The organism is Treponema sp. TIM-1 (assembly GCF_046533115.1).
GTDB lineage: Bacteria > Spirochaetota > Spirochaetia > Treponematales > Breznakiellaceae > JAIRMO01.
In genome coordinates, this window is sequence record NZ_JAJQRC010000001.1 from 1 (window position 1) to 22575 (window position 22575).

The 22575-nt window shown below is 53.3% G+C and carries 18 protein-coding genes; 10 read left to right on the forward strand and 8 right to left on the reverse strand.

From position 1 onward, the window contains the following. Positions 1 to 204: 204 nt before the first annotated feature. Both LQZ21_RS00005 and LQZ21_RS00010 read left to right on the forward strand, forming a co-directional pair. Entirely contained in the window at positions 205 to 1182 is a 978-nt protein-coding gene (locus LQZ21_RS00005; protein WP_411042037.1) for a PilZN3 domain-containing protein, read from the forward strand. A 1-nt stretch (position 1183) separates the two neighbouring features. After that, complete coding sequence (locus LQZ21_RS00010; RefSeq protein ID WP_411042038.1) at positions 1184 to 2299, forward strand: tetratricopeptide repeat protein; 1116 nt, start codon at positions 1184 to 1186, stop codon at positions 2297 to 2299. A 23-nt stretch (positions 2300 to 2322) separates the two neighbouring features. On the opposite strand, the gene LQZ21_RS00015 is transcribed toward LQZ21_RS00010, so the two are convergent. Both LQZ21_RS00015 and lon read right to left on the reverse strand, forming a co-directional pair. Then, positions 2323 to 2766 carry a hypothetical protein gene (locus tag LQZ21_RS00015; RefSeq protein WP_411042039.1) on the reverse strand — a complete coding sequence of 148 codons (444 nt, stop codon included), beginning with the start codon at positions 2764 to 2766 and terminating at the stop codon, positions 2323 to 2325. After that, a complete protein-coding gene (gene lon / locus LQZ21_RS00020) occupies positions 2732 to 5173 on the reverse strand; it encodes an endopeptidase La (protein WP_411042040.1) in 2442 nt (813 codons plus the stop codon). Before lon ends, LQZ21_RS00015 begins: the two co-directional genes overlap by 35 nt. A gap of 185 nt (positions 5174 to 5358) precedes the next feature. On the opposite strand from lon, the gene argA reads away from it, so the two are divergent. The 5 genes from argA to rpsU all read left to right on the forward strand — a co-directional run bounded on the left by argA (position 5359) and on the right by rpsU (position 10919). Beyond that, complete coding sequence (gene argA, locus LQZ21_RS00025) at positions 5359 to 6687, forward strand: amino-acid N-acetyltransferase (protein ID WP_411042041.1); 1329 nt, start codon at positions 5359 to 5361, stop codon at positions 6685 to 6687. Positions 6688 to 6689: 2 nt separating this feature from the next. Then, positions 6690 to 7436 (forward strand): DNA repair protein RecO, encoded by a 747-nt coding sequence (gene recO, locus LQZ21_RS00030; RefSeq protein ID WP_411042042.1) that lies wholly within the window; start codon positions 6690 to 6692, stop codon positions 7434 to 7436. A gap of 54 nt (positions 7437 to 7490) precedes the next feature. Continuing rightward, positions 7491 to 9644, forward strand: a complete 2154-nt coding sequence (gene recJ / locus LQZ21_RS00035; RefSeq protein WP_411042043.1) for a single-stranded-DNA-specific exonuclease RecJ — start codon at positions 7491 to 7493, stop codon at positions 9642 to 9644. A gap of 5 nt (positions 9645 to 9649) precedes the next feature. Continuing rightward, positions 9650 to 10633: a M23 family metallopeptidase gene (locus LQZ21_RS00040; RefSeq protein ID WP_411042044.1), complete on the forward strand. Its 984-nt coding sequence runs from the start codon at positions 9650 to 9652 to the stop codon at positions 10631 to 10633. Between the two features lie 82 nt (positions 10634 to 10715). Beyond that, positions 10716 to 10919 carry a 30S ribosomal protein S21 gene (gene rpsU / locus LQZ21_RS00045; protein ID WP_411042045.1) on the forward strand — a complete coding sequence of 68 codons (204 nt, stop codon included), beginning with the start codon at positions 10716 to 10718 and terminating at the stop codon, positions 10917 to 10919. 180 nt (positions 10920 to 11099) lie between these two features. Here rpsU and LQZ21_RS00050 read toward each other — a convergent pair whose 3' ends face one another. Beyond that, positions 11100 to 12485 carry a pyridoxal phosphate-dependent aminotransferase gene (locus LQZ21_RS00050; RefSeq protein WP_411042046.1) on the reverse strand — a complete coding sequence of 462 codons (1386 nt, stop codon included), beginning with the start codon at positions 12483 to 12485 and terminating at the stop codon, positions 11100 to 11102. 83 nt (positions 12486 to 12568) lie between these two features. Between LQZ21_RS00050 and accD the strand changes: the two genes are divergently transcribed. From accD to LQZ21_RS00065, 3 genes are all read left to right on the forward strand, one after another. Further along, positions 12569 to 13381, forward strand: a complete 813-nt coding sequence (gene accD / locus LQZ21_RS00055) for an acetyl-CoA carboxylase, carboxyltransferase subunit beta (protein ID WP_411042047.1) — start codon at positions 12569 to 12571, stop codon at positions 13379 to 13381. Beyond that, complete coding sequence (locus LQZ21_RS00060; RefSeq protein ID WP_411042048.1) at positions 13381 to 14187, forward strand: acetyl-CoA carboxylase carboxyltransferase subunit alpha; 807 nt, start codon at positions 13381 to 13383, stop codon at positions 14185 to 14187. Before accD ends, LQZ21_RS00060 begins: the two co-directional genes overlap by 1 nt. 70 nt (positions 14188 to 14257) lie before the next feature. Further along, positions 14258 to 16003 carry an AMP-binding protein gene (locus tag LQZ21_RS00065; protein WP_411042049.1) on the forward strand — a complete coding sequence of 582 codons (1746 nt, stop codon included), beginning with the start codon at positions 14258 to 14260 and terminating at the stop codon, positions 16001 to 16003. A gap of 203 nt (positions 16004 to 16206) precedes the next feature. On the opposite strand, the gene LQZ21_RS00070 is transcribed toward LQZ21_RS00065, so the two are convergent. From LQZ21_RS00070 to LQZ21_RS00090, 5 genes are all read right to left on the reverse strand, one after another. After that, positions 16207 to 17610 carry a hypothetical protein gene (locus LQZ21_RS00070; protein WP_411042050.1) on the reverse strand — a complete coding sequence of 468 codons (1404 nt, stop codon included), beginning with the start codon at positions 17608 to 17610 and terminating at the stop codon, positions 16207 to 16209. Between the two features lie 83 nt (positions 17611 to 17693). Continuing rightward, positions 17694 to 18449: a lysophospholipid acyltransferase family protein gene (locus tag LQZ21_RS00075; protein WP_411042051.1), complete on the reverse strand. Its 756-nt coding sequence runs from the start codon at positions 18447 to 18449 to the stop codon at positions 17694 to 17696. Positions 18450 to 18452: 3 nt separating this feature from the next. Next, complete coding sequence (locus LQZ21_RS00080) at positions 18453 to 19598, reverse strand: glycosyltransferase family 2 protein (RefSeq protein ID WP_411042052.1); 1146 nt, start codon at positions 19596 to 19598, stop codon at positions 18453 to 18455. 82 nt (positions 19599 to 19680) lie between these two features. Beyond that, positions 19681 to 20406 carry a tetratricopeptide repeat protein gene (locus LQZ21_RS00085; protein WP_411042053.1) on the reverse strand — a complete coding sequence of 242 codons (726 nt, stop codon included), beginning with the start codon at positions 20404 to 20406 and terminating at the stop codon, positions 19681 to 19683. A 55-nt stretch (positions 20407 to 20461) separates the two neighbouring features. Further along, positions 20462 to 22573, reverse strand: a complete 2112-nt coding sequence (locus LQZ21_RS00090; protein WP_411042054.1) for an ATP-dependent helicase — start codon at positions 22571 to 22573, stop codon at positions 20462 to 20464. Positions 22574 to 22575 lie beyond the last annotated feature (2 nt).

Genomic DNA, 22575 nt, shown 5'->3' on the forward strand with positions numbered 1-22575 from the left:
CAAGAATAAAATGCAGGGCATTTTATTCTAATTGCTTACGCAATAAAGAAACAATATGACCATTCGGTCATGTTGTTTCTGCGCGGGTCCTAAGGGAGGCTGCTTCAAAACCAACCGGACGTGGAAGCAGCCTCCGGGGGCAAGATGGTTCCCTGGTCTTTACCGTAATTGACGGATATTCTCAAAGCGTCTATAGTTAAAACAATGGGAATTTTAAACAGCCAAAAAATAACCGAGTATTACGAACGGTATAAATCTATTGAAGTAACTTTTACTAAAGAAATTATCCAGGTTACAGGGCTGATTCCTCAGCAGGTATATCTTAAATGTATCGGTGATTTTTGGCCCTGTGTGGTGTTTTCGTCTTCTTTTCAGGGCGCCAAGGTAGTGGCGAATATCAAATCCGGCCTGATCGAAAAGCTCAGGCAGGCTAATAATTCGGCGAGCCTCCGCTTGTGTTTTAAAGATGCCGATTCCAATTCTCCGGTGACCTTTTTTGTATCCACCCGTTCGGTGGGATACGCTCCCTATGGCGGTTCCAAGGATGTGGCGGTATTTACCCTGCAATTTACCCAGCGTCCCCCCGATGACCTCATTGAAATCATGGGGCGGCTGCTGGATGCCAATGTCAATTCGACAAAACGCCGGGAGGAGCGGATTCCCATTACCTCCGATTCTATCCGTAAATTACGGCTCCTTTCTAAAGAGACCACCACCTTTATTCAGGGCGTACCCCGGCGTTGTATATTACGGGACCTTTCCTTCTCCGGGGCAAAACTCATCTTGATGGGGGTGGCTAAATTCCTGGTGGACAAGGAAGCGGCCCTGCGGATCGACTTTGATGACCCCCAGGAAAGCTATCTTCTCCGGGGAAAATTTATCCGGTCGGAACTCGTGGAGGGGAGGAAGGATCTGCTCGCCCCGGTTATGCTTTTTGATGAAGCCGCGATCCCCATGGGGTATAAGATACGGCTCAATGATTTCCTCAGTCAAATCCGGGCGGATAACCGGGGGGGAGATTCCCTGGGTTCCGAAACCCGACGAAATAAGGGCGCCCCGGAGACCAATACCCCGGCGCCTAGCCCTGAAGGTGTAACGAGTCAAGGTTCCCCCGAAAAGCAAACCGATCCGCCCACGGATACGGCGAAAGATAAGGTCCCTGAAAAAGTCGCTTTGGAGTAACATGAACAGACCCGCCGGTTCTAACCGTATCGTCTTTTTGTCGGTCCCCGAATCTCTCCGCGGACAGGTCGAGTCCCCGGGGGCTTTTTCCATTGATCCTTCCATACCCATTCCGGTGGAATTGGCCCCGGGGGAAACGGATCTGGACTTGGAACAGCTTTCCTGGGAGATGATCCTCGCGGGCATGATCCGGGTTATCGGGGAAGATCCCGATGATGAGGATGCCGATTATTACCGTGGTTTTGTCCTTACGGTTAAACCCGATATTTTACGGGAACTGTCCGAGGCGGCGATCCTCAAGGCCGGTAACGGTGATTACGATATGGCCCTGGAGATTCTGGATGCTTTAACCGGGCTTTTTCCCCATGCCCCGGAGGTACTCCTCAACCGGGCCCTGGTTCTGGAAAACCGGGCCGACTTCCTTGCCCGTTCCGGCAGGGAAAATGAGGCGGAAACGGAAAACACTGCGGCTCACCGGGCGTATCAGGAGCTTCTCGGCCTTAATCCGCCCTATCCCAACGGCCTTTTTAACGCGGGCTTTTTCTTTATGAAACTCAGGGATTTCTCCACGGCCCGGGACTGTTTTTCCGCCTATATTCCCCTGGCGGATAATCCGGAAAAAAAAGAAAAGGCCCAAGCCCTGGTCCGGGAAATTGAGAGCCGGGGGCTGGATGACGGGGAGTTCCGAGCAGCCTACGATCTTATCCGCCGGGGGGAAGAGGAAAAGGGCCTCCTCCGGATTCGGAGTTTCCTGGAGCGCCGTTACGATGTCTGGAACGGCTGGTTCCTTTTGGGCTGGGCCTTACGGCGGCTGGGCCGCTGGGCGGACGGAGCCGTGTCCTTTGGAAAGGCCCTGGAATTGGGGGGGGATAACAGCGATACCCGGAACGAACTGGCCATCTGCCTCATGGAACTGGGGGATTACCGGTCTGCCCGGAGGGAGCTGGAAACGGCTTTGCGGACGGATCCTGAAAATGTCAAGATCATCTCCAACCTGGGGGTGCTGGCCCTTAAAGCGGGGAATGACGACGAAGCCGCGGGCTTTTTCCGCACGGTCCTGGAACTGGCCCCTGACGACCCCCTGGCCAGGGAATACCTGGCCCGACGGGAAAGGTAGGGCCTTCAGCCCCTCGCCCGATTCTAGACCGTTCCCAAAGAAAAATCCCCGATGATCTTAAACCGTTTGCCATCCCGAACCACCTCAAGTTTCCGATCGGGAAAATATCGGGGGAGTCTTTTCCGGATCTGGCGGGCGGCTTCTTCCATAAAAGCCTCAAATAAGGCGGGTTGAACCGGTTCAAGGGTGGCGACCCGGATCGACACCAGGTACCCCCGGCCCTGTTTTGAGCCGATTCCCGGGGTAAAATCCGGGGCCAATTCAAAAAGCCCGTCTGTCTCCGGGTTTCCGGTTTCTCCCCGTCTGGGCCGGTTGGGATGCAGGGAAAAACGCGTTCCCCACTTTTCTTCCAGGGCCTCGTCGGCGTCATGGAACAGGGCTTCCAGGGTATCGGTAAAGGCGGTGAGTTTGGGATGGGTATACACGGCGTTCTTAATCGGGCAGGGCCAGGGCCAATACTTCCTCAAACCGTTCCACCGGGTGGAATTCGATGCCCTTTTTGACATGGTCGGGGATCTCGTCCAGGTCCCGCAGGTTCTGCTTGGGGATGATGATATGCCGGGCCTTATTACGCTGGGCGGCGATGGTTTTTTCCTTAAGCCCTCCTATGGGAAGTACCTGCCCGGTAAGGGAGAGTTCGCCGGTCATAACCATCCGGTCGGTAATGACCTTATTCCGCATCAGGGAAAGGAGGGCCGTCGCCATGGTAATCCCCGCCGAGGGGCCGTCCTTGGGGGTGGCCCCTTCGGGGATGTGGAGGTGGATGTGGTTCTTCTCGAACCAAACCGTATCGATGCCGTACCGTTCAGCCCCCAGTTTCCGCGCCAAGGTCATGGCAATAGTGGCGGATTCCTTCATGGTGTCTCCCATTTTACCCGTAAGGGTGAGCCCTTCCTTGCCGGCCACCGATATTGCCTCGATCACCAGGGTATCCCCCCCCATACTGGTCCAGGCCAGGCCCACGGACATCCCCGGCCGGTCGGCCTTTTTTAATATTTCTTCAGGGAAAAGGGGTTTGCCCAGATGTTTTTCGATGATTTTTTTATCGATGATAAATTTAGCCGGAACCTTCTGGGGATTGTCGGCGTCGGTCTTATCCGGCGCCGGTGAATTTTCCTTTAAATTCCCTTGAACTTGCGCCTTTCCGCTTTCCGCCGACAACTCTTCACTCTCCACGATCTGTTTTGCCAGTTTTCGGTGGATCTTGTCCAGATTTTTTTCAAAATTCCGGACCCCCGCCTCCCGGGCATATCCATTGGCGATATGGAGCAGGGATTGCTGGGAATATTTCACCTGATTTTTTTTCAGGCCGTTTTTTTCCAGGCTTTTAGGTATCAGGTAACGTTTGGCAATCTCAATTTTTTCCTTGTCGATATAGCCCGGAAGCTGGATAATCTCCATCCTATCCAGAAGGGGAGGGGGGATGGTATCCAGGGTATTGGCGGTAACGATAAAGAAAATATGGGATATATCAAAGGGAAGGTCCAGGTAGTGATCCCGGAAACTGTTGTTCTGTTCCGGATCCAGAACTTCCAGGAGGGCGCTGGCAGGGTCTCCCTGAAAACTCACCCCCATTTTGTCGATCTCGTCGATCATAAAAACCGGCGCCTTGGTTTTTACGATTTTAAGACCCTGGATGATCTTTCCGGGCATGGCGCCGATATAGGTACGCCGGTGCCCTTTTATTTCCGCCTCATCCCGCATACCTCCCACGGAGAACCGGAAAAACTGTTTCCCCAGGGCCCGGGCTATGGACTTGCCCACCGAGGTTTTGCCCACTCCGGGGGGGCCCACGAGGCATACGATGGAACCCCTCGTATCCTTCCGTAATTTCCGAACCGCCAGATATTCCACAATACGGTTTTTTACATCCTTAAGGCCGTAGTGATCGTTCTCCAGAATGTCCCGGGCGCCGGCAAGGTCAAAATTTTCCGGTTCCGGGTCGTTCCAGGGGAGGTTTACAATCACATCCAGGTAGTTCCGGGTCACGGTAAATTCCGCCGAATTCGGATCCATCAGGTTGAATTTTTCCAGTTCCTGTTCTACCGCCTCTTTAACCTCCCCTTCAAACTTAAAGGCGTCGAATTTTTCCTTAAAACGCTGGTATTCGGAACTTTTCGCGTCGGTGGTCATCCCCAATTCGGTTTTGATTGCCTTCAGTTCCTCTTTAAGAAAATAATCCCGCTGGGATTTTTCTATCTTTTCGTTGATTTCCTTTTGGATTTTTTTCTGAATCCGCAGTAATTCCTGTTCTTTTTTGATAAAAACCAGGACCTGCTCCATCCGCTTGCGTACATTGAGGACTTCCAGGATCTTTTGTTGTTCGGTTTTATCGATATTAAGGATACTGGCGATAAAATCGGCGATTTTGCCGGGATGATCGATATTGATCATATTAAGGCGCATTTCCTCGGAAAACAGGGGGTTATTTTCGGAGATCTGCTTCATTTCACTGATCAAGGCCCGGGTCAGGGCCTTAACCTCGCTGGTATTATCCTCCTCATCCTCCAAATAGGCAACCGCGGCCACAATGGGGTTCGAAGGGTTAAGGGCCTTTTTGATCCTGAACCGTTTGAGGGTAGAGATAAAAATGTTTACTCCCCCGTCGGGAAGGTTGATTTTTTTGACAATTTTTGCCGCCGTCCCCACCTTATAGAGGTCACCGATGGCCGGTGTTTCACTCTCATTCATCAACATCACCAGGCCGATAAGTCCGTCCCCAGCCACGGCGTCATCAATGACCTTCACATCCGGGGGATTCCCAATCATGATGGGGGTAAAGATCCCCGGAAATATAGGCCGGCCCATAAGCGCTACCAGGGGCAATTTTGGGGGAAGCATCTGATCTATCGGGACTACACTTTGTTCTGACATCTTTAAAGTATGGTTAATATCTTATAAAAAAGCAAAAATTGCTTTTTATTTGCGGCCGGTTCAAAACCCGGTTGGTTTTGAACCAGCTACTCTCATTACAAAATACTATTTTTTTTCAGCAAGGTCTATAGAATTTATAAAGAATATATTATGCTTCAAAACATCCCCCAGGGATGAGGTGCAACATGAAACATAAATCCGTATCCCAGATGGATCTGGTTCGGGAGGCTTTTCATTACCAGAGCCGCTTTGACGGTTCCACCATGGTGTTTAAGATCGATTTTCCGGTTACCGAAGACCCCCTTTTCCCCTATTTGATGAAGGATCTGGCTCTCCTGGCAAAAACGGGATTTCGGGTGGTGATAGTTCCCGGCGCCAAGGAATGGATCGATTCGGTGCTTGGGGAATACGGTATAAAGTCCCGTTATGCCGGGTCCACCCGGATTACCTCGGCGGAGGCCATCCCCTTTACGGCCATGGCGGCCTTCCATACGGCCGCCCGGTTTATGACCGGTCTTTCCGCCGGTGCGGTGGACGCGGTGATTGGGAACCTGGTCCGCGCCCGGGGCCTGGGGGTGGTGGAGGGGGTCGATATGGAGCATACCGGAAAGGTAGATAAGATCCTCACCGATTCCATCCGCCGGATCCTCGATCTGGGGATGGTCCCCATCCTGCCCTGTATCGGTTATAGCCCTTCGGGCAAGCCCTACAATGTACCCAGCGATGAAATAGCCCTGGAGGCTTCCGTCGCCCTGGGGGCGGTAAAACTCTTTGTCGTCTCCGTACACCAGGGGCTCAGGGGGGGGAGCTATAAGATACCGGAGAATATTGAGTTGGATAACCGGGGACGGATCATCCGCTTAACCCCCCAGGAGGCGGAGGCGGTCTTGGAATTAAATCCCCCCGGCCGGGAGCCGGACAAGCCCTTAACGGAACTTCGTCTGGCCCTGAGCGCCTCCCGGTCCGGAGTGGAACGGGTACACCTCATCGACGGCCGGGAAGAGGGCGCGGTTCTGCGGGAACTTTTTTCCAACCTGGGGGCGGGGACCATGGTATATGCCGATGAATATGAAGCCATCCGAAGCCTTAAAACCGAAGATATCCCGGATATCCTCAGGCTCATGGAGCCCTTGATGCAGCAGGGGATTTTGGTAAGGCGGGACGCCGAAGCCATACAGGAAAAAAAGGCCGATTATGTGGTCTTTGAAATAGACGGTTCCATCCATGCCTGCGCCGCCCTCCACGATCGGGGGGAAGGCCAGGGAGAAATCGCCGCCGTCGCCACGGATCCGGCCTATACCGACCGGGGCCTGGGCGGGCGTATGGTCCGCTTCCTCATCGATCGGGCCATAAAACAGGGATTTCATCGGGTTTTTGTCCTTACCATCCATACCCACGACTGGTTTGAGTCCCTGGGTTTTAAGGAGTGTTCCGTAGAGAGCCTTCCCCCATCCCGGCGTAAAAACTACGATCAGTGCCGGAACAGCAAGATTTTTGCCTTGGACCTCCGGTAGGTATGGCCCGGACCTTTACCTATTCCGCCCTGGTCCTCCGGGTCAGGGCCGCCGCTGGGGAGTCCAACCGGGAGGCCTGGTTCCTCACCGCCGAGGAGGGGATCCTCCGGGCCACCCTCTACGGGGGGCCGAAAAGCCGTCTCCGGGCCCATGTGGCCCCCTTTCACCGGGGAACCCTCTGGATTTACCATGATCCGGTCCGGGATACCCGGAAAGTAACCGACTTTGATGTTCTCTCCTGGAGGCCGGGCATACGGGAAACCTATAACCGGTCCATGGCCGCCTTTTCCCTGGCGGAGACTATTTTGGCTTCCCACGGGGGGGGCGGAGACTGGCCCGAAGCGCTGTCCCTGATCGACGAAACCCTGGATGCCCTGGAAACCGCCGATGAAGGGACCGGTTCCCGATTGGTTATTCACTTTTTATGGAACTGGGCGAAACTGCTGGGTATCGGTCCCCCCCTGGACCGTTGTGCTTCCTGCTCTTGTGAAGCCGGGGCGGATGAAGTATTATGGTATTCTCCCGGAAGCGGCGGCTTGCTCTGTGCTTCCTGTGGTGAAAACCAAGGGGGCCTTCTCAGCCTTAATCCCGGGGGCAGGCGTTGGCTCAGGACCGTCGAATCCCTCAAGCCCGCCCTTCTTTCCCGGTATATCCCGGATGGAGAATCCTTCCGGCAGGTCCGGGCCATGGTTTTAGGGATAGTGGCCGCCGCCCTGGGACGACGGCCTGATAGTTGGGACTATATTTAGGGAATTTCCTAAATTAAAAAATTTTGGGAATGCCTCAAAGGATAATGGATTAAGATGAATTGGGAAAAAAGGGACATTCCTCCGGAATTGGTGAAAGACCTCGCCGCAAAATACGGCTGTGATCAGCTTACCGCCTCGATCCTGGCCAGGCGGGACATTATTCGGGGGGAGGAAATCCGGTATTTTCTTGAGGATGATCTCCGGTATCTGCGAAACCCCTTCGAACTCCCGGGCATGGAAGACGCGGTGGACCGGATCCTCGCCGCCAAGGAAGAGGGGGAGAAGGTCCTGGTCTTCGGCGATCGGGATGTGGACGGCATCACCAGTACCACCCTCCTGTGGGGGTTTCTTTCCCGCCTGGGGATGGATGTAAGCTGGCGCCTGCCCCAGGGGGATGAACCCTATGGCCTTTCTATGACGGCCGTGGAAGAATTCGCCGCCGCCTACGGTACCCTGATTATCACCGTGGACTGCGGCGTTTCCAATGCCGCCGAAGTGGCGCGGGCCCGGGAACTGGGGGTAGACGTGGTCATCACCGACCACCATAACCTCCGGGACGAGCTGCCCGATGCCCTGGCCATAGTTAATCCAAAACTGGCCGTTTCCCCGCCCTATCCTTTCCGGGACCTGGCCGGCTGTGGGGTCACCTATAAACTGGTTTGGGCCCTGCGGTTTGCCTTAAAAAGTGAGACCTACGGTCAATCCCTCTGTCTTCTCAATATCCGGCCTTCAAACGATGCCTATAGTATCGAGATTGCCAAGCTGCGGAACCTGGTGGTCATAGACCGGCTGGTGGAAACGGTGATACCCGGCATGGTGGGTATTACCGATACCCGGCTTCCCCGGTTTCTTGAGGGGCAGCAGATCCTTACCTGGGATCTGCCTCTTCAGAAAAAGGCCCTGTTTAAAATTTTCGGCTCGGGGGTTGAGATACACATGCTTGAAATTGCCCCCGAGATCGGTAAAGAGATCCCCCAAACCCTGGGAAAGAGCCTCCTCAGGATCAAAGAACTTTCCCGGCTTGCCCGGTACTCCGACAAGCCCCAGGGAGAACTGGATGTATTCATCAATCTTTTTATCTCTTTTATTCAAAAACGGGAAAACCTCTTTACCGATGAAGACGGGGTGGATCTCCAGCTCGCAAGCCTGGGGACCGTGGCGGATATTATGCCCCTCAGGGATGAAAACCGTATCATCGTCCGCCAGGGCATTGAGGCCCTGCAGAGGACCCCCCGGCCGGCTTTGCAGTCCCTGTTCCTTAAGATAGGACTGGCCGGACGACGGATGAGCGCCGGGGAACTTTCCTGGAAGCTCTGTCCCGTCATTAACGCCGCGGGACGTATGGGCGATCCCGGCAAGGCGGTGAGCCTCTTAACCCAGGAGGAGGCCGGGGAGCGGGACCGTCTGGCCGATGATCTTATCGCCCTGAACGAGGAACGGAAAACCCTGGGAAACGATACCTGGACCAAGGAGGTGGAACCCCTGGCCGAGGAGAGTTTTAAGGATTTCGGGGGGACCCTGGTAATAGCCGCGGGGGAAAATATTCCCCGGGGGGTTACGGGGATCATGGCCACCCGCTTGGTTTCCCGGTTTAAGGTACCCGCGGTGGTGGTGGCCCTGGGGGAAGAAATCGCCGCCGGATCTTGCCGTTCCGTCCAGGGTTACGACCTCAGGCCCCTTTTGGAACAATGCGCGGACCTTTTTATCGATTGGGGCGGTCATGATTACGCGGCGGGGTTCAGTATCAAAAAATCGAATTGGGAACCCCTGCGGGAACGGCTTAAGATCGTAGCCCGGACCATAGAACTTGGGGAAGGGGAGGATGAAGAAACCCTTACCATCGATGCGGAACTGCCCCATGCCTACCTTGCCCCGGATATTCTTATCCCCTTACTGGACCGTTTTGAACCCTACGGAGAGGGGAATAAGCCCCTGAGTTTTTTGGCCCGGGGGCTTAGGATAAGTGATATCCTCCTCATGGGGAAACCCGAGCTAAAACATGTAAAACTCACCCTGGATGCGGGGAAATATAAATGGCCCGGGGTATATTGGCAGGCGGCTGAAAAAGTAAAAAAGGAATTTGACCAGGGCGATCAGGTAGATCTGGTTTTTGAGATTACCCGAAACTGGTTTAACCATACCGAAACCCCCCAGCTGGTGATCATTGATTTAAAACGCTCCGAGGAGAGCGGCCGGAGGGCAACCTGAGGGCTTTGATTTTTTTATCAGTGGAGGAAGCGGCGTATCACCATAAACGGTTTGGCCGGCGGATATTCCCCCTGGTTTTTGTCCTGATTTTATGCCTAAGCGCCGGCACGCTCCTCCATGCCCAAACCCGGCTTATCGCTCTGCCGGAAAATCCCCTGCCCGGGGAGCCGGTTACCCTGGGACTCGCCACCCGCCGGTCAGGCAGTTTCCGGGCGGTGTTGCTGAATTCCCGGGGACAGCGCTTGACCGGGGCGGTTTTTTTTGACCTGGCTTTGCAAGATAAAAATGGACAACCGGTTAAAGCGGCGCTCCTGGCGGTTCCCTCCACGGCCGCCGCCGGTTCCGCCCTGATCCGGGTGGAAGGGGATGGGGAAAGGATCGCCGAAATTCCCGTTACCATCGGCAGCAGGAAATTTGTCTTTGAAGAAATTGTCCTGGACCAGGAAAATACCGACCTACGGATCCTTTCGGACCCGAAGAAAACCGCGGAATCCGAAACCCTATGGGGGATCATCTCCCGAACCGGGACCGAGCTATTCGCCCCGGGGCCTTTTGTGCCCCCGGTAGCTTCCACCCGGAGGACCAGTTTTTTTGGGGATCGCCGGGTTTTCCGGTATGTGGACGGTTCCACCGAAACGTCGATCCATGCCGGGGTCGATTATGGGATTCCCCGGGGTACCCCGGTTACCGCCTGCGCCCCGGGCCGGGTTGTTTTGGCCCGTCCCCGGATAGTTACGGGGAATTCGGTGGTTATCGAACATCTCCCCGGGGTTTATTCCCTGTATTATCATCTGGATAAAATCAGCGTAGCCGAAGGGTCCATGGTAGACGCCCGGACCCCCCTGGGTGAATCGGGGTCTACCGGCCTTTCCACCGGACCCCACCTGCATTGGGAGATCCGGATAGCCGGGGAAAACGCCGATCCCGATGCCCTGATGGCCCGATCCGTCCTTGACAAAGCGCTTATTTTAGGTAAACTCAATCAATAGACTTGGTTTCAAAACTCCATCGGGGTTTAAACCCGGTTTTGGAGGTTTTATTTTGACCGTTGCAGGAAGGGAGGTGAGGTAATTGGCGCATATCATCGTAGATGATAATGAGATGCTGGAAAAGGCTATCAAACGGTTTAAACGTATGGTAGAAAAGGAGGGTATCATTCGGGAATTTAAAAAACGGGAATATTATGAAAAACCTTCCACTATCCTCAACCGGAAAAAGAAGGCTATTCAACGGAAGTTGCTTAAAAAATCCAGAAAAGGCAGAGCCGATTATTAATCAACAACCTCGCCGCAAGCGGACGAGGTATGTTGTTCTCGTAAGGTATTTGACTCAGGGTCCATACCCTGGTTCCGCCCCAAGGGGCCGGGGTATGGACCCTTCGCAACGAATCAAGGCAGTTTCAAAACCCACCGGAGTTTTGAAACTGGCCCCGGTAGTAAAAAGCCCCCGATTTTTTCACAGAATTAACCCGAGTTTTGGGATCGACCTGGGCATGAGGTATTCTTGTGCCGATTCCGCCAGGGTTTTATAGATCCGCCTCCGTTTTTCATCGTCGTATTCCAAAAGGGTAAAACGGAAGCCGGGTAAATCGCTGGCAAAACCGGAAAGGGGGACCACGCAGATCCCGGTGGATGCCAAAAGCCAATACACAAACCCCTTGTCGGGGGCCACCCCGGTGATTTTTTCTTTGATAAATTCCCCCAGGCTGGGGTCTGAAACCGGAAGATAACGGGTCTGCTCTTGTTTTTCGTCCCCCATGGTAAGGGGATCAAACACCGCGGTGGCGTAGAGGGCGCCCCGGGGTTTTACCAGACTGATACCGGATATGCCGGTAAAAGCGGCGGCGGCTTCTTCCGCCCGCCCTTCAAACACGGCGGCCCGCCGGGTTAAGTGGTCGGCGTAGCGGGGATCCCCCATTATGGCGGGAATACAGAGCTGGGGAAGGCTGGTGGAACAAACCTCCAGGCGTTTGGCGTCCAGGAGGCTGCGGATATACAGGTCGAAGCGGTGATCCACTTTACGGTTATACACCTCCACCCAGCCGCAGCGGGCCCCCGGCCAGGGCACCTCCTTGGAGAGGGACCGCAGGGCAAGGCCGGGTACGTCGGCGATTATTTGGGAGAGGGCCGCGGTTTTAGCCCCTCCATATATGACGTTGGCATAGGTTTCGTCACAGATAATAAATAGGCCGTAGGTCCGGGCGATCCGGACAAACTCCCCCAGTACCTCCGTGGGGTATACCGCGCCGGTGGGATTATCCGGATTGATAAGGAGGATCCCCGCAATGGAGTCGTTGTACTTTACCTTGAACTCCACATCCTCCAAGTCGGGCATCCAGTTCTTTTGGGGGTCCAGCCGGTAGGTAAGGTGTTCATACCCCGAATGGGCCGCTTCCGCGGAGGAAAGGGTAGAGTAGGCCGGGGAAGGTCCCAAAACCCGGGCTTCCCGGCGGAGGAATCCGAAAACTTTGGCCACCGCATCCCCCAGGCCGTTAAAAAAAAGGATGTCCTCGGGGCTTATGGTTACCGGATTGGGATATTCCTCCCGGTCCTTTCCGGGGAGGGAAATTTTTTTCCGCCGGTTAACCCGGTCCGCAAGGAATTCCCGGGCTTCCCGGGCGCCCTCGGTTTCCGAATAGGCATAGGAATTGTCTTCCCCGGCCTTTTCCCTGACGATATCCTTGATCCACCCGGCGACGGGCTCTCCCTTTTTTACCGGGTCCCCGATGTTTTCCCAGATTATCGGAATATGCCACTTTTCCAGTTCCCGGGCAAAGGCCACGATTTCCCGAATTTCATATTTCAGCTTTCCGGCTCCCGGGTGTACGATGTTTCTTCTCATGATGGTTTTCTTTATGATAGAAACCAGGGTTAATGTCAACTACAGATTGACCGGGGGCAGTTTATTAAGTATATTCTGGACTCATGGATAATAAACAAACCGAAACTTCAAAGGACCTTACTTTTACTTGTCCCCATTGTCAGACGGTTATCGGCAGGGAAGATTTTGAGGGGCACTATAAAGTCTGCGGGGTCTGCAATTACCATTCCCGGCTTACCTGGCAGGACCGGCTTAAGCTGACCGTGGATGAGGGCAGTTTTATTGAATTTGACCAAAACATGGATTCAAAAAACCCCATCGATTTTCCCGGTTATGTGGAGAAGATTGCCCAATTACAAAAAGAATGTGAAACCCGGGAGGCGGTGGTAACCGGTAAAGCCTCCATAGCGGGCCTGCCGGCGCTTATCGGCATCATGGACAGCCGTTTTATGATGGCAAGCATGGGCAGCGTGGTGGGAGAAAAAATAACCCGCCTCTTTGAATACGCTACCGGAAACCGGCTCCCGGTGGTTCTATTTACCGCCTCCGGAGGCGCCCGGATGCAGGAGGGGATCTTTTCCCTGATGCAGATGGCCAAGACCAGCGGGGCCGTGGCCCGGCACCACCAGGCGGGGGGGCTCTATATTACGGTACTGACCGATCCCACCACCGGCGGGGTCACCGCTTCCTTTGCCTCCCTGGGGGACATCATTATCGCCGAACCGGGGGTGCTGGTGGGTTTCGCGGGGAAACGGGTAATTCAGGATACCATCGGTCAGGTGTTACCGGAGAATTTTCAGTCCGCCGAATTCATCCATGAACACGGCTTTGCGGATATGATAGTCCCCCGCTCTGAACTGCGGGATGTTTTGTCCCGCTTGATCCGGCTGCATCGTTACCCCCGGGAGGCCTCCTGATGCCGGCATTAACCGTCACGGAGCGGCTGGAATTGCTCCGGAATATTGTACGCCGCCCTTCCATTAAAGATTATATGCCCCTTATTTTTAAGGATTTTATCGAATTCCACGGGGACCGGTACTTTGGAGACGATCCCGCTATAATGGGGGGAATTGCCCTGCTGGGGGATACCCCGGTAACGATCATCGCCCAGGTGAAAGGCCGGGATATTGAGGAACTTAAAAAAACCAATTTTTCCATGCCCCATCCCGAAGGGTACCGCAAGGCCCTGCGGCTGGCCCGGCAGGCGGAAAAATTCCGGCGGCCGGTGATCTGTTTTGTGGATACCCCCGGGGCCTTTTGCGGGGTGGATGCGGAAGAACGGGGTCAGGGAGAGGCCATTGCCCGGAACCTTATGGAGTTTATGACCCTGAAAACAGCGGTCATTACGATAGTTCTGGGGGAAGGGGGCAGCGGCGGGGCCCTGGCCCTGGGGGTATGCGACGAGCTGGCCATGCTGGAAAACGCCCTCTATTCGGTCATATCCCCCCGGGGGTTTGCGTCGATCCTCTGGAAAGATGGAAGCCGGGAAAAGGAAGCTGCGGTCCTCTTGAAGATAAGCGCCGAGGACCTTTTGGGGTTTGGAATCTGCGATAAGATAATCGCCGAACCCGAAGGGGGCGCCCACCACGATATACCTCGGACGGCTGCCAATATTTCCGCCTATATCCATGAGGCGGTGCGGCGGCTTTCCGCGCTGGAGAGCCGGAGTCTACCGGACCGGCGTTACGCCAAGTTCCGTAAAATAGGGAGTTTTACGGAATAGGCATCCGTCTTTGTCCGGGTCTTTAAAGGATTATCTCGACAAAGGTTTGATTTTTGTTTATCATAAATTTATGTTGGAATTTAAAGATTATATTGCTGATTGGCCGGATATGCCCTATCCGAATTTTATCGCCTGGTTAGAGGGTATTGAAACAAAGTGGACAGATCATACCGCCATTTATTATCGTTCGGGGAAGCAACGGGAATTTACCACCTGGACCTTTACCCGTCTTGCCCAAGAGGCCCGCAGAATAGGCCGGGGACTCCTGGCGGCGGGGCTTAAAAAAGGGGATCGGGTTGCCCTGTGGGCGGAAAACCGCCCGGAATGGATAGCGGTCTGGCTGGGAACCGCCATCACCGGTTGCATTATCGTCCCTATAGATTTTTTGGTTTCCGAAAATGAGTGTCTCAATATTTTAAAAATTACCAAGGCCAAGGCCTTTTTCCATTCCCTGCGAAAACAGGAATTTGCCGAATCCTGTTCTTCCAAGGGTATATCCTTTGCCGCCGCGGTATGCCTGAGCGAAGGGGGCAAGACCCCCTACGGATCCTTTGGGGCCGATGCCGTTTCCCAGGCCCTGCCCGGGGTGGAAGCCATCGGCGAACACGACCCGGTGTCCATTGTGTTTACCTCCGGTACCACCGGTTTTGCCAAGGGAGTTACCCTGCACCACCAGGGGATCATCGCCAATGCCAACGCGGCGGTCCGATCCCTGCGGGCCTATGACTGGGATGTGTTTATCAACGTATTACCCCTGCACCACACCTATCCCACCACCTGTTCCTTTGTCTCCCCCTTCTCGGTGGGGGCCGCCACCGTCATTGTGGAGAAACTGGTGGGTAAGGTGGTGATCGATGATATAGAGGACGTGGGGGGGACCTTCCTCATCGCCGTACCCCTCCTCTACGACAAGGTAAAAATCGCTATTGAGCAGGGTTTTATGAAACTCCCCGGTATCGTCCGCGCATTTTTAAACTGCCTGCGGGGGATAACCCTCTTCCTCTCCAAACGGGGTATGCCTGGTTTTGGCCGGGTGGTGCTCCGGGGCATCCGGAAAAAGACCCGTCTTGATTCGGTACGGATGATGGTGGGCGGGGGCGGTCCCCTCAACCCCAAAACCGCGGACTTCTTTGAATCCCTGGGATTCTGCGTGGTCCACGGCTATGGGATGAGTGAGAACAGCCCCCTGATCAGCGTGAATACCCCCTGGCATAAAAACAACGTTTCTGTGGGGCTGCCGGTAAAATATACGGACGTAAAGATCATCGATGTCTCCGGGGAGGGGATCGGGGAGATTGCGGTCAAGTCCCCCTCCCTGATGTTGGGGTACTATGAGAACCCCGAAGCCACCCGGGAGGTATTTACCGACGACGGGTATCTTAAGACCGGAGACTTAGGCTACCGGGACGAGAAGGGGTTCATCTTCATCAACGGCCGTAAAAAGAACCTCATCGTCAGTTCCGGCGGTAAAAACATATACCCCGAAGAGATCGAGGCCCATTTTGAGGGCTCCCGGGTTATCGGCGAGATCCTCATTCTGGGCCGCAAGGAAGCTGAGTTTGGGGGGGAGCAGATCTTCGCCGTGGTGGTTCCCCATACCGAGGCCCTGGCCGAGGATTACCCCGGCAAAGAACTGGACGACGCCTTTATTCACGGCCTGGTAAAAAAGGAAATTGAGCAGGTAAACCGAACCCTGGTGGGGTACAAAAAAATATCCGACTTTGTGATACGCCGGGAAGAATTTGAAAAAAACGCCCAGAAAAAGATCAAGCGGTATTTGTACAAGGGTTATGAAAAGGCCCCGGGGAATAGTTAGGATCGAGGAGTTAGGGAGTTAGAAGATTTGGGGTGAGGTGATTTTTCTTTGCGATCTCCAGGGCTGGGAGCCGGGTGAATTTCTCGTAACTTTATATCTAACAAGGAATTATACAAACCATTTTCTAGTTAAAAGCGGATATGGATTTCAGGGTTAAATTTCAGAAGGCCAGTTACACAAAAAAAATATGCCAGGCTCAGGTTCTAATCCGCTTCCTCTTTCTCGCGCCGATCCTCCAGTAGGTCTGCTTTTTTCATCAGTATTTTCCCGTCAATTTCGCCTTTTTGTATGACAAGTTTCCCTGTGTCCTCTATAACGATAATACAAGGCACTGCTTCCCGGGATGTACCGGTTTCACTATCTTTTGTATTGTCATCTTTCAGCGCATCGAAGTTCTCAACTATAGCCCCGCCGTTTATGGTTCCCAGACCGCTTATGGCAAAGGCGTTCCCCAGTTTGCCGGCACTGTTCTTGACCACGAGCCCTCCCTCCATAGTGAAACTGCCGTCCTCCATAACATGGACGGCGCCGCCCATACCGGCGGTATAGTTTTTCATCAGCAATCCGCCTTTCACTATAAAAACACCCTCCTTGCCGGCGACAAAAACGCCCCCTCCTCCAAGACGCGCAACGTTATTGGTGATCATAGCGTTTGACTGACAGGTAAAAGAGCCCTGGCTGTATACTCCGCCGCCCCAATTCATCACGCCGTTTTTCGTGATGAGTCCCTTTTCAAAGGTAAAGACGCCCCCGGCATCTACGAATACACCGCCTCCGGAACCGGCGTAATCCTCCCTTTCAACGGCAATGGCGCGGTTGTATTCTATTTTGCCGTCCTCCATGATAAAATGGGCATTTGAACAGACGAACACACTGCCTCCCTTCCCATAGGGGATGGATACGCCCCCAATCCGTATGAGCTTCTCACCGCCTGCTATATTATCTCCAATTAAACCGTCCCGCAGGACAAATTGGGCGCCTATCCCTACAAAAACCCCCGCGCCTGAAACAATGGCTTCATTATCGGAAATAGTGCCGCCAAGCATCGTAAATTTTCCGCCGTCATCCGGGAACACTCCGCCGCCGTTCATTTTGGTTTTGTTCCGCGCAATTAAGCCGCTCTCCATAATAAATTCGCTCTCTCCGCTCAAGTACACACCGCCGCCCATACCAAAACCGGCATCGTTATCCGATATTTCGGCGCCCCGCATAATCAAGGTTCCCCTGTCAACGGTAATACCCGCTCCGCCGCTGTCCTGAGTAACGCCTCCGCGGATAACGATATTTTTCCCGAGGTATACCTTATTACCGTCCGCGATATATATAACACGCTTGTCAAGCCCCTGGGCGTCGAGTGTCCCGGGATTTTCGCTGCCGCCGCCTTGCAGGTAAATTACGGGTAAATCCCCTCCCGTTATATCGATCATCGCGTTACGGGCAGCAACCTCGGTAACGGATCCTGTTATGATAAGGTACGCCGCCCCGTATAATTTTCCCCGGATCCTGTCCAGTGCCGCGGCTACGCTCCACAAGGGCTTCTCATTCGTTCCCTCATTCGAGTCGTCGCCGTCTTCGGAAATATAAAGAGTAATTTCTGTTTCATTCATCCCTTTACGGTAACATTGAAGGCGGAACAGCCGCAATACCCACAAGCCCGGGAAAGAATTTGAAAAACTGCCGAATATACAGGCTAATCATTTATCCCCTTCAACCGTTCCATCCTCCCCCGATAGAAGGCGGAACTGCCCTGACGGGCGTCTATTTCCCGCTGCATAATCTCCCGAACCCCCCGGGCGAATTCCCGAACCGAGTCCATGGATATCGCCCCGGTTTTGTTCCGCCGGATAAACCGGGAGGGGTATACCGGATCCAGGACTATCATTTTTTCCTTGGGGAGGGACCGGCCCCAAAAGGAAAAAGGTTTAAAGGCCCCTTCGGAAAAAACCGTAACCAGGGGGATCACCGGAATATCAAGTTCCGCGGCGATATAAAACGCCCCGGGTTTAAATTCATAGATTTTCTGATTGTAAAGGTAACATTCCCCTTCCGGATAAAAGTGGATAAACCGGCGGTGCCGAAAGGCGGTTTTGGCGGACGCCAAAACACGGTCCAATCCGCTCTTACCCGGGGGAAGGGGCATCCCTCCCAGGAGCCGGACAAAGGTCCCCAGGTAGGGGGTCACTACGGTTCCCTCCAGAAGGGTCTGCCAGGTACGACGGGGAAATACGGCGCCGCTCACCATAACCGGATCCAAAAAAGTGGTATGGTTCGATACCAGGATAGCCCGGGAGATACCCTTGAGTTTTCCGGTATTTTCATATCCGGTCGTATAGAGCAGGATATTTATCGTCTGAGCCAGGATCCAGACGGGATAAAAAACCATAGCCGTGGCAAGCCGAAAGGGGAGGGAAACGTCCAGGAGGGGACGGCCGCGTTTATAAGGCATGATTCAACGCACCACCCGGTCTTTCCAGAGAAAGCCCTTACCGCTTACGGTTCTGAACCAGGAAAAAATTCCCACATAAAGGTAATTCAAAAAAATAATCGGCCAGAGGAAAGCGTAATACCAGGGTATATCGCGGTCCAGGTATTGGATAACAAAGGCCAGGGTAAAGAGGCTATTGGCTAGTAAAACATGGATGAAAAAAGGACTTCGTATAAACAAAAGGATAAACAAAAGGGGAAAGGGCAGGAAAATAAAAACAACCACCAAAAGGGCGACTATAAAAAGGAGGACCGAATTTTTTCCGAAAAAAACAAAGATGTTTTTTCCTATCCCCTCCAGAGCCGCATGATACCCCGTATACATCCGGCAACGGATCTGCTCCTTTAGATCCAGGAATATGGTCTGGTATCCTTGACGTTTGAAAAGCCGGGCCAGGTACATGTCCTCCACCGGTTTATTCCGGATGGTGGTGTATCCCCCGACCTTTTCAAAGGCATCCCGGTTTACCGCGATGAACTGACCGATGGCGGCGGAAAAAAAGGTCCACCGGGTATAACGGTTTAAAAAAATGGGCACCACGATGGTGGTGAGAAAATACATCAAGGGTACGGTGATGGCCTCCCCAAAGGTGAGGAGTTTTTGTTTGGTATACCCGGAAATAAAATCCACCTTGGAATTTTGTAGATTGGATACGGTCCAGGAAATACAGGTGGGATTATGGACAGTATCGGCATCGGTAAAGACAAAAATATCCCCCTTCGCTTCCCCGGAGAGTTGCTGCATGGCATAGGGTTTTCCAAACCAATCGTCCGGCAGGGGTTTACCGGAAAAAACCCGGACCCGCTTATCCTCCCGGGCGATCTTCTGGATAATACTGAAGGTTTTATCGGTAGAATTATCGTCGATTACGAGGATCTCATAGTTCAAATAATCCTGATTCCGTAAGGAATTAAGACATCTTTCGATGTTTTGTTCCTCGTTTCGGGCGGGGATCAGCACGGAAACCAGCGGCCCTTCTTTAACGGTGGGGGGGACCGCGTGAAGCCGCATATCGATCATATTGATCGTTCCCAAAAGGCAAAAATAAATGCCCACACCGATAAGGATGGGGAAATACACACTCGGAATAAACGCAATCATCATTTCCATAAAAAGGTATCGTTCCTAAAAATTGATGCCGCCCGCAAGATTAACCTGCATCTTGGAACCGGCTCAATCAGGTAGGCAAAACTTAAGTTTTGCTCAACAGTTCTTGTACATATTGATTGGTAGGATAAACAGCCAGGGACCTTTGAAACCAGGTCTTGGCCTCTTGGTTTTTTTTCTGCTTTAAATAGGCATAACCTATGGCTGAATATACATTAAAACGATCGTCCTTCTGCAATCGTGTTTCAAAATTATTCAAAATATCTTCCATCATTTGTATTCCCCGTTTTAAATTATTAAACGGTGAGGGAGCGTACACCCACCGGGAAGCTATCAAAAATTGGGCCGCGGTGTTTCCCGGATCCAAGGCCAGGGCCTCTTTGGCATAACGCTCCACATTAGGGCCGTTCTGCATAACATAACCCACCGATTTGATGGTACAGGATTGGGAAAGGTTTTCCGCCAGCATCACCCACCCTTCGGGGGAGGCTGCCATATCCAGAGACCGCTGGGCCAGGGCTATCCCTTCCTCAAACCGGGCCAGGGCCTCATCTTTCCGGGTGTCGTAAAGATAAACCCGTCCCATCATATATTCACACCGGGACAACATAAGGTAAAGCTGCTGCCCGGAGAGACTTTCTTCGGCCCGGCGTTTTACCTCCCGGTAAAGGGGGGCCACTGCATCGGCTTTGAGATTTTGCTCATAGATGGCCTCCCGTAGGGGCAAAAACCAGTCGGGAAGGGACTCGGCATATACCATAAGACTAAAAAAACAAAAAACAGTGCCTAAAATATACTTTTTGTTTTTCATATTATTGTTATCATAACATAAATCGGCGGAATTTATCCAGATCCTTTACCAAATATCAGGTAAATTTGCTTTTTAATAGGGCAAAATATTTTTCCGCTTCTTTGGGATCTTCCACGGGTTTTTCCTCCTCCCGATAGGCGATAAGATGGGGGGGGATTTCCGCCAAAAACGGGGAGGGGACACAGTCGACGGTGTTTTGTAATCTCCGCCGCTTAAGGCAGCTTGAGATAAAGAGCTTATCCCTGGCCCGGGTGATGGCCACATAAAAAAGCCGCCGTTCTTCTTCGATGTTTCCCCCCCCCTCTTCCAGGCTCCGTTCGTGGGGAATGATGCCCTCTTCGGCGCCGGCGATAAAAACCACGGGGAATTCCAGGCCCTTAGCGGCGTGGATGGTCATCAGGTTCACCTTTCCCTTTCCGCCCGCCTCCCCATCCTCATCATTGCGGGTGATAAGACTTATCCGGTTGAGGTATGGGTAAAGGGTAGGGTCCGGGTTGTCTTCATCGGCTTCCCAGGTTTCTATGGAACTGATGAGGCTTTCAATATTGAGGAATTTCCACCGGGCCATTTTGTCATTTTTACGGTACTCCGTGATCAGGTAGGACCAGTAATCAATGGTTTCTATCAGGCGCCGTACTTTTTGGGAAAGCCTCCAGCCTTTTTGGGATGCCCCCCCCAGGATTTCGGCTTTAAAAGACTCGATCAGGGTCATAAAACCGTCTATTTCCGCCCGGCCCTTATCGATGCCCCCTCCGTAAGCGGATGGGCCATGTCCCCTTCGCAGCGGATCCAGGGCATCGGTTCCCGGCTCCTGAAAGAGGGGGGCCGGGACATGGCGGAGGCGGCCCATGGCATCCCACAGGGAAGATTGGTTTTTCCGGGCCAGATCGGTGACGGCGGTGATCAGGGCCTTACCCATACCCCGCCGGGGGGTATTGATTATCCTGAGAAGGTTTACGTCGTCATCGGGGTTGGCGATTACCCGGAGGTAACTCAGCACATCCTTGATCTCCTTCCGTTGAAAAAAACTCGTTCCCCCCGAAACCCGGTAGGGGATGTTTTCCGACAGAAAGGCCTCCTCAATACTCCGGGTCAGGGAATTGGTCCTGATGAGGACCCCGAAATCATCATAGGTGAATTTTTCCCGAAAGAGGAGTTCCCGTATCCGGGACGCGATAAATTCCCCTTCTTCGCTTTCATTTTGAGGATGGAAAAGCTCAATAGGTTTGCCTCCCCCATTTCCGGACCACAGGTTTTTTCCCTTGCGGTGGGTATTATGGGAGATTACCCCGTTAGCCGCCTCCAGGATGGTGGAGGTGGAACGGTAGTTTTGCTCCAGTTTGATCTCCTCCGTACCGGGAAAATCCCGTTCAAAATTGAGGATATTTTCGTAATTTGCCCCCCGCCAGGAGTAGATGGACTGATCATCGTCCCCCACCACGCAGACATTCCGGTCCGCCAGAAGGTTCATCAACCGGTATTGGGTAACGCTTGTATCCTGGAACTCATCCACCATGATATACCGGTAACGGCGGCGGTATTTTTCCAGAATTTCCGGGAAGGTTTCAAAAATTTCAATGGGCAGGACCAAAAGATCGTCAAAATCCAGGGCATTAAAGAGCTTTAAACCATGCTGATATTCCCGATAAACCGGCTCAAATCCCCCCCGGGCCATGGGGTCGTTTTTTTCGACCAAATCCTCCCACCGGAGGCGGCCGATCTTGATATTGGAAAAAAACTGTCCCAGGGCATAGAGATCCACCCCCTCCGGGGAAATCCGCACTTCCCGGAGGCTGTCCTTGATAAGCTGGAGCCGGTCGGTTTCGTCGTAGATTGAAAAATTTTTCCGGTACCCCAGGGTTTCTATTTCTTCCCGGAGGATCCGTACCCCAAAGGCATGGAAGGTACTCACCGTGAGGTTCTGCAGTTTCTTCCCGGTCAGCTCCTTGACCCGGCTTTCCATCTCCCGGGCCGCCTTATTGGTAAAGGTCAAGGCCAGAATGGCGGATTGGGGGATCCCCATTTCCAGCATATAGGCGATCCGGTAGGTGATAACCCGGGTCTTCCCCGAACCCGCCCCGGCGATGATCAATACCGGCCCGTCGATGGTTTTTACCGCGCGGATCTGCGGCTCATTGAGTTCCGCTTCAAAGTTGAGTTTTGTCATAG